10 protein-coding genes and 4 pseudogenes are annotated in these 12,430 nt (G+C 58.7%); 11 read left to right on the forward strand and 3 right to left on the reverse strand.

The genetic code is table 11. The annotated features are described in order from the left end of the window. The first annotated feature begins 285 nt into the window (after nt 1-285). A protein-coding gene (locus PHF15_RS15895) for an IS6 family transposase (RefSeq protein ID WP_300122682.1) occupies nt 286-1,001 on the forward strand; the annotation gives its coding sequence in 2 pieces (ribosomal slippage) (nt 286-349 and nt 349-1,001; 717 coding nt in all). A gap of 8 nt (nt 1,002-1,009) precedes the next feature. Here PHF15_RS15895 and PHF15_RS15900 read toward each other — a convergent pair. Together PHF15_RS15900 and PHF15_RS15905 are read right to left on the reverse strand one after the other, a co-directional pair. Next, nucleotides 1,010-1,975: a LysR family transcriptional regulator gene (locus tag PHF15_RS15900; RefSeq protein WP_300122684.1), complete on the reverse strand. Its 966-nt coding sequence runs from the start codon at nt 1,973-1,975 to the stop codon at nt 1,010-1,012. Between the two features lie 30 nt (nt 1,976-2,005). Then, nucleotides 2,006-2,800 carry a crotonase/enoyl-CoA hydratase family protein gene (locus PHF15_RS15905; protein ID WP_300122686.1) on the reverse strand — a complete coding sequence of 265 codons (795 nt, stop codon included), beginning with the start codon at nt 2,798-2,800 and terminating at the stop codon, nt 2,006-2,008. A 279-nt stretch (nt 2,801-3,079) separates the two neighbouring features. Between PHF15_RS15905 and PHF15_RS15910 the strand changes: the two are divergent. From PHF15_RS15910 to PHF15_RS15940, 7 genes and pseudogenes are all read left to right on the forward strand, one after another. Continuing rightward, a pseudogene (locus PHF15_RS15910) lies at nt 3,080-3,295 on the forward strand (CoA transferase); the annotation flags it as partial. Beyond that, a pseudogene (locus PHF15_RS15915) lies at nt 3,289-3,456 on the forward strand (thiolase); the annotation flags it as partial. The pseudogenes PHF15_RS15910 and PHF15_RS15915, both read left to right, overlap by 7 nt. Nucleotides 3,457-3,525: 69 nt before the next feature. After that, nucleotides 3,526-4,302, forward strand: coding sequence for an SDR family NAD(P)-dependent oxidoreductase (locus PHF15_RS15920; RefSeq protein ID WP_300122687.1), 777 nt, complete (start codon nt 3,526-3,528; stop codon nt 4,300-4,302). Next, the gene (locus PHF15_RS15925) at nt 4,299-5,456 is read left to right on the forward strand and encodes an acyl-CoA dehydrogenase family protein (RefSeq protein WP_300122689.1); all 1,158 of its coding nucleotides are present in this window, start codon (nt 4,299-4,301) and stop codon (nt 5,454-5,456) included. Before PHF15_RS15920 ends, PHF15_RS15925 begins: the two co-directional genes overlap by 4 nt. A gap of 16 nt (nt 5,457-5,472) precedes the next feature. After that, nucleotides 5,473-6,456, forward strand: a complete 984-nt coding sequence (locus tag PHF15_RS15930) for an acyl-CoA dehydrogenase (protein WP_300122691.1) — start codon at nt 5,473-5,475, stop codon at nt 6,454-6,456. A gap of 124 nt (nt 6,457-6,580) precedes the next feature. Continuing rightward, nucleotides 6,581-6,886 (forward strand): annotated as a pseudogene (locus tag PHF15_RS15935) (transposase); the annotation flags it as partial. A gap of 170 nt (nt 6,887-7,056) precedes the next feature. After that, a complete protein-coding gene (locus tag PHF15_RS15940) occupies nt 7,057-8,235 on the forward strand; it encodes an MFS transporter (protein WP_300122694.1) in 1,179 nt (392 codons plus the stop codon). Between the two features lie 46 nt (nt 8,236-8,281). Here PHF15_RS15940 and PHF15_RS15945 read toward each other — a convergent pair whose 3' ends face one another. Further along, on the reverse strand, nt 8,282-9,367 hold the full coding sequence (locus tag PHF15_RS15945; RefSeq protein ID WP_300122697.1) for an IS630 family transposase: 1,086 nt from the start codon (nt 9,365-9,367) through the stop codon (nt 8,282-8,284). A gap of 459 nt (nt 9,368-9,826) precedes the next feature. Between PHF15_RS15945 and PHF15_RS15950 the strand changes: the two genes are divergently transcribed. The 3 genes and pseudogenes from PHF15_RS15950 to PHF15_RS15960 all read left to right on the forward strand — a co-directional run bounded on the left by PHF15_RS15950 (nt 9,827) and on the right by PHF15_RS15960 (nt 12,197). Further along, the gene (locus tag PHF15_RS15950) at nt 9,827-10,153 is read left to right on the forward strand and encodes a transposase (protein ID WP_300122700.1); all 327 of its coding nucleotides are present in this window, start codon (nt 9,827-9,829) and stop codon (nt 10,151-10,153) included. 62 nt (nt 10,154-10,215) lie between these two features. Continuing rightward, nucleotides 10,216-11,369 (forward strand): annotated as a pseudogene (locus PHF15_RS15955) (IS3 family transposase); the annotation flags it as partial. A gap of 171 nt (nt 11,370-11,540) precedes the next feature. Beyond that, nucleotides 11,541-12,197 carry an ATP-binding protein gene (locus PHF15_RS15960; protein ID WP_300122702.1) on the forward strand — a complete coding sequence of 219 codons (657 nt, stop codon included), beginning with the start codon at nt 11,541-11,543 and terminating at the stop codon, nt 12,195-12,197. Nucleotides 12,198-12,430 lie beyond the last annotated feature (233 nt).

A 12,430-nucleotide genomic window follows, 5' to 3' on the forward strand; every position in this document is an offset into this window, starting at 1 on the left:
AGCCTGTTTCCGACGCTCAAGATTTCGGCAGTTCTGAGCGGAAAGCGCCGGGCGTGGAGGCCTCCATAGGAGAAGTGCGTGTGCTGTCCCGCGGTCTGACGCTGCTCAAAGCTTTTTGCCCACGCAAACAACCGTTGAACAAACAGTAAGTTGGCAGCTGATAGTTCGGATTTTGACGGTGCGCATTAATACTATTTCGCGTTCAACGATATAGATCGTTATCCAGTTGAACCCGGCAAGGTGGTTCTGGTTCTGTCGCAGTAAGCGTAAACGACCATCCGAACCATGCTTGATTTCCGCAAGAGTTTGATCAACGCCACCTTACGCAAGGTCCTCAAGCGGTTCCATACCCGCTGGAAGTCATGCTCACGTGCGTGCGCTGGTACGTGGCCTACCCGCTAAGCCTGCGGCATGTGGAAGAAATGATGCAGAAGCGCGGCGTTTTCGTTGACCACTCGACCGTGCATCGCTGGGCAATCAAAATGTTGCCAGTGTTGGCCGCCGTTTTTCAGCGGCGCAAACGAGCAGTTGGTCTGAGCTGGCGGATGGACGAAACCTACATCAAAGTGGCGGGTCAGTGGAAGCACCTCTACCGGGCCGTTGATCGCGCTGGCGATACGGTTGACTTTCTTCTCACTGCCAAGCGAGATCTGGCTGCAGCTCGACGATTCCTGGAGCGCGCCATCAACCTGCACAACGTGCCAGAGAAGATCACGATCGACAAGAGCGGCGCCAATACGGCGGCTATTGAAAGTGTCAAGGCTGACGCTTGCGTGGATATCCTGATGCGTCAAAACAAATACCTCAACAACATCGTAGAGCAGGACCACCGGGCCATCAAACGAATCACCCGACCGATGCTCGGGTTCAAGTCGTTTTGGAGCGCGCGAATTATCATCGCCGGGATCGAAACCATGCACATGATTCGCAAGGGGCAGATGAACTGCCCCGAAGGCTCAGCCATGTCCGTAGCACAGAAGTGCTACAGCCTCGCAGTTTGATCACCAGGTCAGCGACGCAACTCTTTTCGGCCAGAGTCCGTTATCGCGACAGAACCACCCCCGCTGCATTCGCGCTCTGCCACGCGGCGGAAACGCTGGGCGGCACCGCTTTCCATCCCGGGGCGGTAGGCCAGGGCGATGCCTATAGACGCGACCTCGGGCAACCGCAGCAACTTGCGATAGCCAATCTTCTGGCTTGAAAAACGCCACATGACCGATGGCACAAGGGCTACACCGAGCCCGCTTTCGACCATCGCAAGCACCGTCTGCACTTGTGTGGCCTCTTGTGTCACGCGTGGCACGAATCCGGCATGCTGGCAAGCCAGCATGGCCGCGCTGTGCAAGCCTGCGGCATACCCGCGCGTATACATGACGAACGCCTCGTTGGACATCTCCGACAGCGACAGTTCAGGCTTGGCGGCCAGCGGGTTACCACGCGGGATGGCCGCCATGAATTCGTCGCGTTCCAGCGGAACCAGTAGCGCTCCGGTGCTTTTGATCAGCGGCGTGCGCACCAGACCTATGTCGAGCTCGTCGCTCTCGATTTGTTGCAGGATGCCCATTGAGGTGGCTTCCTGCAGTGTCAGCTCCACGCCCGGGTATTCGGCACGAAAGAGCGGCACCAGCTTCTGCAGCATGCCAAAGGAGCACGAGCCGACGAAGCCCACGCGCAGATTGCCGCCCGTGCCTTGTGCGGCAGTTCTTGCCAGGTCGACAAACTGGTCATTGTGGAACAGCAGTCGGCGCGCCTCGGCCAGGGCTGCACACCCGCTGGGCGTTAGGGCCACGCCGCTGCTACTTCGCGTAAAGAGCTTCGTGCCGAGCTCGGCTTCCAGCTTCTGGATCGACACCGATAGCGGGGGCTGCGCCATGTGCAGGCGTTCGGCCGCCTTGCGAAAATTAAGGATTTCAGCAAGGACGACAAAATTGCGGACGCGCCGAAGGTCCATGGTGATCACGTTTGACAGGAACATAGCAGCTCAACTCGCGCGGATCGGCGGCCTTCAGCCACCGAACTTCGGTGCCCGTTTCTCGATGAAAGCATTAACCGCCTCACGGTGATCGGCAGTCTGGTGCGACACCGCCTGGTACATGGAGGCCATCTCCAGCAACGTGTCGAGGCGGGTGGTCATGCCTTCCCGAATCAGGCGCTTGGTCAGACGCACGGCATGGGGTGGATTCGCGGCGATCTCTTCGGCGAGCTTCATCGCGCAGGGCATCAGTTCGGCGGCCGGAACAACCTGCGACACAAGGTTCCATGCGAGCGCCAGATGTGCGTCGATGCTCCGGCCGGTATACGACAGCTCGGCCGCGCGCGACAGCCCAATGATGCGCGGTAGAAGCCAGGCGCCGCCATCTCCCGCAACGATGCCGAGTTTCACGAAGCTTTCGGCGAATTTGGCGGTTTCAGCGGCGATGCGAATGTCGCACATGCAGGTCAGATCCAGTCCTGCGCCGATGGCGTGGCCATTAACTGCTGCGATCACCGGCACCTCGAGATTGAAGAGCGCCAGTGGCAGTCGCTGAATGCCGGCGCGGTATTCGTGCCGCACTTGCATCGCGTCGACCTCTCCGGTGGCCTGGCGCAGCATCGCCTTGACGTTGCCACCGGCCGAGAACGACGGTCCGTTGCCAGTGAGGATCACGGCGCGCACCGAGCGGTCGGCGTCGATACGTTTTACCGCATCGAGGATCTCGTCCACGATGGAGTTTCCGGTCAGCGGATTGTGGCGTTCCGGATCATTCAGCGTGAGTGTGACGATGTGGTTTTTCTGTTCATACAGGAGGAATTCAGCCATGGATGGAGTCTCGGGTGGAGTTCCGGCACCATGCCGGCGTACCTGTCGATATTAGTGCCTTTATTTGAATAGAACAATATCGCTCAAACATAACGTGATACTGACTTCTGATACCAAGATATGGAGACGCATGGGCAAACCCGTATCGCAATACAAACTTCGTATCACTCACATGATAATTAATATTGGACTCAAGATATGCTGCACTCGTATGCTTACGCCTGTGAATGACGTGACCGGCGCATCCGTCGCCGGCTGGTTACAGAGGTTATTGGACGCATGAAATCCGCACTGGGCCATATCAAGGTTCTCGAACTGACCCGCATCCTGGCCGGCCCCTGGGCCACCCAGAACCTCGCCGACATAGGTGCCGAGGTCATCAAGATCGAACGCCCCATCCATGGCTACGACACCCGAGCCTGGGGCCCGCCGTTCCTCAAGGATGCCGAGGACAACGAGACCCGTGATTCGTCGTATTTCCTGAGTGCCACCCGGGCATGTACGGCCTGTTCATCGTGATCGAAGCCGCGCAGCAGTTGCAGGGCACGGCCGGCGCGCGGCAGGTGAAGGAAGCCAGGCTGGCCGTGGCCCACGGAAACGGTGGCGAACTCTCCAGCCAGGTCACCATGGTGCTCGGCACCGAAGAAACTTTGTAGACACACCGGTCTTCGCGCAAATACAGTGTTGCGAAGCACCCCCTTTCATTTTCCGCTGAGGACATCACCGTGCAAACACCAGATTTTTCTCTTGACAACAAACAAGTGATCGTGACCGGCGCCGGCCAGGGCATCGGCAAGGCGCTCGCCTTGACCGTGGTCGCCATGGGCGGCAAGGTAGTGGCGGTCGACCTCAATGCCGATGCACTCGGCGCGCTGCGCGCCGAGCTCGGCGAAGCCAACTGCGTCACCATCACCGGCAGCGTGGCCGACCCGGCCGTGGCGCAGGCCGCAGTGGACTCGGGCGTGGCCGCCTTCGGTGGCGTCAACGGTCTGGTCAATAACGCAGGCGTGACCCGCACCGCGATGATCGACAAGATGACGCTTGAATCGTGGCAGACTGTCATGGACGTTCACCTGTCGGGTTCGTTCTACTTCCTGCAGGCCTTGGGCCGCCATCTGCTGGCGCGCTCCAAGGCGGGTGAGAAGATCGCTGGTTCGATCGTCAACATCTCGTCGGATGCCGGCCGTCGCGGCACCATCGGCCAGATCAACTACGGCACGGCCAAGGCCGGCGTGCTCGGCATGACGATGTGCGCCGCCCGGGAATGGGGCAAGTTCAACATTCGCTGCAACACGGTGGGCTTCGGCGTGGTCGAGACGCCGATGACCGAGACTATCCGCAGCGAGAAGTTCGCCGACATGTACCTCGCGCAGATCCCGCTGGGCCGCTGGGGTGCGGCTGAGGAGGTTGCGCGTCCGGTGTGTTTCCTGCTGTCAGACGCTGCTTCCTACATTACCGGCCAGCACCTCTCTGTCAATGGCGGCTACACCATCGGACTATGAGCAGCCTACTCGACAACTTTCGCTTCGCCAAGCTCCCGGCGCATGCCGAGACCTTCCGCGAAGAAGTGCGCACCTTTCTGGCGGCCGAGCAGCCAACGTTGCCGGCCGACGTGCGGGCGCGGTCCTGGATAGGCTTCGACGGCGCCTTCAGCCGCAAGCTTGCGGTGCGAGGTTGGGTCGGCGTGACCTTACCCCGGCAATACGGTGGTGCCGAGCTCGACGCCTTCTCGCGCTTTGCGCTGCTCGAAGAACTGCTGTCGTCCGGAGCGCCGGTGGGCGGCCACTGGATAGCCGACCGCCAGAGCGGCCCGTTGATCCTGAAGTTCGGCACGGAGAGGCAGCGTCGTTTCTACTTGCCAAAAATCTGCACCGGTGAGGCTTTTTTCTGCATCGGCATGAGCGAGCCCAACAGCGGTTCCGACCTGGCCAGCGTGGGCACCCGCGCGACCCGCGCGCAAGGGGGATGGAAGCTCAACGGCCGCAAGATATGGACGACAAACGCCCATAACTGTCAGTACATGATCGCGCTCGTACGCAGTTCGGGTGCGCCTGAAGACCGACAAAAGGGCTTGTCTCAGTTCGTCATCGACCTGTCGCTGCCCGGCATCACGATACGTCCGATCAAGGACTTGGCCGGCGATGCGCACTTCTCCGAAGTATTCTTCGACGACGTGGTCCTGGATGACGATGCGCTGATCGGCAGCGAAGGCACCGGTTGGGAGCAGGTGACAGCCGAACTCGCTTTCGAACGCAGCGGCCCAGAGCGCATCTATTCGAGCATCGTGCTACTTGATCGCTGGATCCAGGTGCTGCGCGAAACCGGCAACCATGCGGCGCACGTCAATGCGGTCGGGCGTTTCGCCACTCACCTGTCGGTGCTGCGCAACCTCTCGGTGTCCGTCACCTCGCGCCTGGTGACGGGCGAAAGCCCGGTGGTCGAGGCAGCGCTGGTGAAGGAACTGGGAACGACCTTCGAGCAAGACATCCCGTCTGTCATTGAAGCCGCATTGGGCGCTGATCCGTCGTCCGAAGTCGATGCCGAACTGCTGCGGGCCTCGGCCTATGTGAGCCAGGTTGCGCCCACCTATTCGCTGCGCGGCGGCACCCGTGAAATCTTGCGCGGCATGATCGCGCGCGGCCTCGGCCTGCGTTGAACGAAAGTAGAAAAGCATGTTCACCGAAGCATTCGAAGACATCCTGCGCGACCAGTGCACGCCAGGTGTGGTGCGCTCCATCGAAGGCGGCGCCAGCCCTGCGATGCTGTGGGGCGCCATCGCCGACGCCGGTTTCCTGGAACTGCTGGCGTCGGAAGATGCAGGCGGCGCCGGCCTGCCGCTGGCCGATCTGTTCCCCATCCTGCATCTCCTGGGCCGCTACGCAGTGCCGCTGCCAATCGGCGAAAGCCTGGCGGCACGTGCGCTGCTGCCGGCGGGCGAAGTACCCGCGGGCATGGTCACGCTGGCGCCTGCCGTACGGCCTGCGCAAGGCGGTGGCTGGATCTGCCCCAACGTGCCTTTCGGCGCCATCGCCGATCACGTGATCGCTGACGATGGTGAGAGCCTATTGCTGTTTTCCTGTGCGCAGTCCACGCGGCAGAGCACCGGCATCGTGCACAGCCTGGCGGCATCGCTGAAGTTCGGCGCCGACGCCGTGCCGAAGAAGATGCCACGCCACGGCGACGATGCACGCGCCTTCGGCGCGGCGCTCTATGCGTCGATGCTGTCGGGTGCGCTGGCCCGGGCCTTCGAGATTACGCTGCAGTACGGCAATGACCGGGTGCAGTTCGGCAAGGCGATCGGGAAATTCCAGGCCATTCAGCACCAACTGGCCGTCATGTCGGAACTGGTTGCGGCATCGCGCATGGCTGCCGAAGCCGCCTTTCAGGCTGAGGGCAACGCGCCCACGCTGATGGTCGCAGCCATTGCCAAAGGCCGCACCAGCGAGGCCGTGTCCGAATGCGCCACCGTGTCGCATGCGGTCCATGGCGCGATCGGCGTGACCGAGGAATACGACCTGCAACTCTATACCCGCCGCATGCACGAATGGCGCGTGGCCCATGGCTCGGAACAATACTGGAACAACGTGGTGGGCGAGGCTGTCATAGCCTCAGGCCAGCCAGTAGCGGACTTCGTGCGCGCCGTGGCCCAACAATGATACCCTCCAAGCATGCACCCGGGCCGGTTCTGTCGCAGTAAGCGTAAATGACCATCCGAACCATGCTTGATTTCCGCGAGAGTTTGATCAACGCCACCTTACGCAAGGTCCTCAAGCGGTTCCATACCAGGGCATTGAGAAGCGCCCTGACGCCAATGCAGAAGTCACCTGGAATATCGCCATGAGACCTGGCAAACGCAAGGCGCTGAACAAGGAAGACGCAGCTGATGCACTGATCGACAAAGCGGAGAAGATCAAGGCCGGCATCCGCGCCAAGGTGGAGCATCCGTTTCGGGTGATCAAGCGCCAGTTTGGATTTGTGAAAGTGCGCTATCGCGGTTTGAAGAAGAACACCGCCCAACTTGTCACATTGTTTGCGTTGTCAAATTTGTGGATGGTGCGCGGCAAACTGATGGGAGCGCAGGGATGAGTGCGCCCGAAAGTCGCGGAAATTCCCCGCGAGGGCTAAAAAGCGGTCCAATGGGTGCAAGAAACGGCGCCACTTTGAAAAGTCGCACGTGAAATCCCGCCATTTGAAAACTAACGACTCGCTACCCCATTTGGTTACGAGTTATTCAGACCATCCCTAAATGAATACTCATGAATAAAAATTTATGGCTTCTAGCCATTGCGCAAGGCCTGTTTCTCACCAACAACGTCGTCTTTATCGCCATCAACGGCTTGGTCGGCTTGAGCCTTGCTCCTCTGGGCTGGATGGCCACTTTGCCGGTGACGGGTTATGTGGTGGGCAGTGCTCTGTCCACCGGATTGGTCGCCCACACGCAAGCGCGCTGGGGACGAAAGATGTCGTTCCAACTCGGATTATTGGTGGCCTTGCTCTCCGCGCTGCTGGGGGCATGGGCTGTCAATTCAGGTAATTTTTGGTTGCTGGTAACTGCAACCATGATAGCTGGCTATTACAGCGCCAATGGTCAACTTTACCGCTTTGCCGCAGCCGAACTGGTTGGGTCTGCTTTACGCGAAAAGGCCATTTCTCTGGTTTTAGCCGGCGGGCTGCTTGGCGCCATATTTGGCCCCAACATCGCCAAATACACCAGAAACATCTACGGTGCCCCGTTCACGGGCGCCTACCTGGCTTTGGCGCTGGTGGCCCTACTCTCCATGGTCGTGATGGGGATGGTTCAATTTCCACCAGAACCGTCAAAAAAGGCTCGTCACAACAGCAGTCGCTCTGTGCGTGAACTGCTTGGCCAACCGGTTTTTCTTGTCGCCACCATGGGCATCGCACTGGGTTACGGGGTGATGAACCTGCTGATGGCCGCAACGCCATTGGCCATGCAGGTGTGCAGTTTGCAATTTTCTGACGCTGCGCTGGTCCTGGAGTGGCATGTAATCGGCATGTTTGCGCCAGGCTTTTTCACCGGGCATCTGATTAAACGCTTTGGCGTACTGCCCATCATGGGCATAGGCGTGCTGTTCAATGCCCTGTGCATTGCAATTGCCCTGTCGGGACAAGACTTGCATCAATTCATTGCCGCACTGTTTTTACTGGGCGTGGGATGGAACTTCCTGTTCACAGGCGGCACCACCCTGGCCATGCAGTCTTACCGGCCAGAAGAAAAAGATAAAGCGCAAGCCGTCATCAATTTCGCTGTCTTTGCCACCATGGCGGTCACGTCTTTCGCCGCGGGAGCGCTGGTAACCACACAAGGCTGGACCTTGCTGAACCTGGGGTCACTCATACCCGTTGGCTTCACGGGTTTGATGCTGTTGTGGCTTGCAAGCTTGCGTCGATTGAAGTCACGCGAGTCACACTAAAAAATCCAACGGCAGATACCCCAAAAACAACGGTTCTGAATATCATCTAGTGTAGTGTTGCATTCTGTTTGGAACTTAAGTTCTCGTTAGCCCGTATGACCTTCTGCAGGATGTCACGGGCGCTTTTTGTCCAGATGAACGGCTTTGGATTGATGTTGTGGTGAGCGACATATTCATCGATAGCGGTAGTGAGTTCTTGCACGCTGGTGAACACGCCACGACGTAGCCGGTTTTCGCTGATGTCCCGAAAGAACCTCTCCACCATGTTGAGCCATGACGCGCTGGTTGGGGTGAAGTGCATTGTGATGCGCTTATGCTTGGCCAGCCACTCCTGAACTTTTGGATGTTTGTGCGTTGCGTAGTTGTCTGCAATCAAATGCAATGCTTTGTCCTTGGGCGTGTCGCGGTCTATCTGCTTGAGAAACTTCAACCACTCGATATGACGATGACGCTGCTGGCACTGTGATATCACCTGACCATCAAGCACGTTGAGTGCAGCAAACAGGGTGGTCGTGCCATTGCGTTTGTAGTCGTGTGTCATGGTGGCAGCACGCCCTTTTTTCATGGGCAGTCCTGGCTGTGTGCGGTCCAGCGCTTGCACCTGGCTCTTCTCGTCACAGCACAGCACCAGGGCGTGCTCAGGAGGCGACATGTACAGGCCCACGATGTCTTCGAGCTTCTCGACAAACTTCGGATCTCGCGAAACCTTGAATCCCCGCACCAGATGTGGCTTCAAGCCGTGGGCGCGCCAATGACGTGAGACGCTGGCAGCGCTCACACCGAGCTTTTCAGCCATGGTGCGGGTGCTCCAATGGGTGGCCGCTTCAGGCTTGCTTTGGGTGGTCAGCGCCACCAGGCGGGCAACATCAACTGTCAACGGTGGCGCGCCGCGCGGCAGGTCACGCTCGATGCCTGCCATTCTGGTCTGCGCATAACGTTGGCGCCAGCGGGCCACTTGCATCCGCCCAATGCCCAGCATCTCGGCGATGTCCTTGTTCTGGAATTCATCGGCGGCCAGCAGCACGAGACCGGCGCGTTGCTCCAGCCGCACACTGGTAAGCCTGGATCGAGTCAGCTTTATCAACTCGCCTCGTTCTTCGTTGGCCAGGACAATTTCAGGGGCAATCCGCATTCGTCTTCTCCGGTCTGGCTGGCAAAAAAACCTTTGGAGATCATTTTAACAAATAAGCTGGTCCAAGAATGCAACACTACACTAGCCGGCATCCTGCCCTCGAGGTAGGCGGTGAAATTAAAGTGAGCATGCAAACTTGCTTTAGCCAAACTGAAGGCTGAGATGAAATACTGCGGAATTGACCTTCATTCGAACAACAGCGTGGTGTCGGTGGTCGACGAGGAAGATCACGTTGTGGCCGAGAAGCGTTTAACCGACATCAACAACTCAGCACTGAGCAGTTGCATGCCCTGGTGCTGGGTCTGCCTTGGGCGCGACTCGGCAATGACGGCATCATCACGGTAGTTTGAGTTGGCGTATTCGCCAACGGGTCCTTAATCATCGAGGGATGGCGTATGGCATCACCATTGGTGCATGCACCAATGGTGATGCCGGGCAATATTTGCCACACTACGTGCCATGGTTGTCATCGCGGACTCACTGGACCAATTGAGCGCGCAGGAATTGCGCGAATTGCTCACGGGCCTGATGACCAAAGTTGCACAGCAAGACCAGCAAATCGCCAAGCTGGACCAGACGATCAGCAGCGACGCCAAGGAACTGGTGTACCGCCAGACCAAGATTGATCAACTCACGCACGAGATGGCTGTGCTCAAGCGCCATCAGTTTGGCCGCAGCCGTGAGCAGCTCGAGAGCACACAAGTCGCTTCGCGCTTTGAACCATTCTTGCTTCCAAAATGGCGAGACAGCCCGGAGTTTCGGGCCTTCGTTGCCAGCTTCGGGTGAAGCGGACCCGGAATTTGGGACAGGTGTTTAAGTGGGACACTGTCTAAAGAAACGGGTAACCAATGACTGAATCGAAGAGGCGCAAAGTGCATCTGCCAGAGTTCAAGGCCAAGGTGGGTCTGGAGGCGCTCGCAGGGATGAAGACCATCAATCAGATAGCGCAGGATTATGGGGTTCATCCGGTGCAGGTTGGACTATGGAAGCGGGAGATTCAATCCCAGGCCAAGAGCCTTTTTGAAGGCAAGCGAGGCCCACAGCCGGTATCGGCCGAGAGTGCGCCCGACAGGCTTTACGGAGAGATCGGACGATTGAAGATGGAGCTCGATTGGCTCAAAAAAAAGTCAGGGATCAGCCTGCCATGATCCGGCACGGCTGGATTGGCATTCATACCCACCTGACGCAGAAGCGCCAGTGCGTGCTGGCCGGCGTGTCGCGCACGACGATCTACGCCAAGCGCAAGCCAGTGGTGTTCATCGAGGTCGACGAAGTGCTCAAGCGCCTGATCGATGAGGAATACACGCGCCATCCGTTCTACGGCAGCCGCAAGATGGTGGTGCACCTGGGTCGCTGTGGCCACCGGGTCAACCGCAAGCGGGTACAGCGCCTTATGCGCTGCATGTTCCTGGCCGGGATGGCCCCAGGGCCGAACACGAACGCGGCGCACCCACAGCACAAGGTGTACCCCTATTTGCTACGTGGGGTGCCTGTAGTGAGGGCTAATCAGGTCTGGAGCACGGACATCACCTACGTGAGGCTGGCGCGAGGCTTTGCCTACCTTGTGGCTGTTATCGACTGGTATTCCCGGCGGGTACTGAGTTGGCGCATCAGCAACAGCATGGAGGCAGCGTTCTGCGTGGACTGCCTGGAAGACGCCTTGCGCGAGCATGGCAAGCCCGAGGTGTTCAACAGCGACCAGGGCAGCCAATTCACCAGCGATGTATTCACGGCCGTTCTGAAACGCGAGGACATCGCCATCAGCATGGACGGTCGGGGCCGGGCATATGACAACATCTTTGTCGAGCGGCTTTGGCGCAGCGTCAAACACGAAGACGTGTACCTCAACGGCTACGCCACGATGGGCGAACTGCTGATTGGTTTGACAAAATACTTTGCCTTCTACAACGCCGAGCGCCCGCACCAGTCCTTGGAAAATCAAACTCCGCAGGAGGTTCACAAGAGTTCAAGCGGCGGCGGTGCGATGATCGTGGATAAATACCGGGTCAAAGAAAGACTCCCATTTGCGCTTCGCTCCAGCGGGACTGCGTTCGAGGAAGTCCGGATTGAGAATGAGCCAGCAATACCAAATGCAAAAACCGGGGCAGCGCCGTCCAGCTGCGAGAAGTCGAGTGCAACTTAAACTGGGTCTTACGCACTTTGTGTGACGCCAATGGAGACCTTCGCTACCATGTTGCAAGACGAGTTAGACCGGCGTCAGTCGCGCCTGATAGAGCGCCGCTTCAAGCGCTGCGGACTCGACGAGCGGCTCACGCTGATGGACTTCGATTGGCGTTTCAACCCCAAGCTGCCGCGCAATACCTGCTTCGAATTGCACGCGCTCAAATTCATCACCGAGGGCGCCAATGCACTGATCATCGGTAAACCAGGAACCGGCAAAAGTCACGTTGCCGAGGCCGTGGCCTACCAGGCTACGTTGCAGGGATATGACGTGCGATACGTCGAAGCGGATGCCGAGTTTGCTCGCTATGGGCTGGCCAGCACCGAGGAGCAGGCCCAGTTGCTCAAGGGATGGATCGATCCTGATTTATTGGTGCTGGACGATCTGTTTCTCGCCCGGCGCATTGCGGACGTGAGCGCCGAACTGTTGCAGGCAATCGTGCATCGGCGCTACAAGCTGCGCCGCTCTATCGTGATCACTTCCAACCGGGTGGTGCAGGACTGGGGCAAGTACCTCGCCAACGCCACCATGGCCACCACCATTCTGGACCGGCTCATGCATCGCTGCGCGATGCTGGAGTTCGAGGGCAAGAGTTACCGACTCAAGGAAGCCGCGGCCCGCCTCGTCATTACCTGCGAATCGTCATAATCTGAACCTCCTGCCATGGAGGAGTTTGACTGGCCAAAGGTGGGGGAATTTGAAGTGGCCATCGGGGATATTGAAGGGTCGAAAGCCAAAGACATTCCTCGCATCAATGATTGGTTGCAAAGGGTGCTGGATCGCCCGGCAGTAAGGCGCGTATTCGAGCGTGAGGGCTTGCAGCAACCGTGGGTATAAGTCCCGCCACCGACATGTTGCTGGTAGATTTCAGGAATCGATGG

The sequence above is a fragment of the Rhodoferax sp. genome, from assembly GCF_028689295.1.
Lineage (GTDB): Bacteria > Pseudomonadota > Gammaproteobacteria > Burkholderiales > Burkholderiaceae_C > Rhodoferax.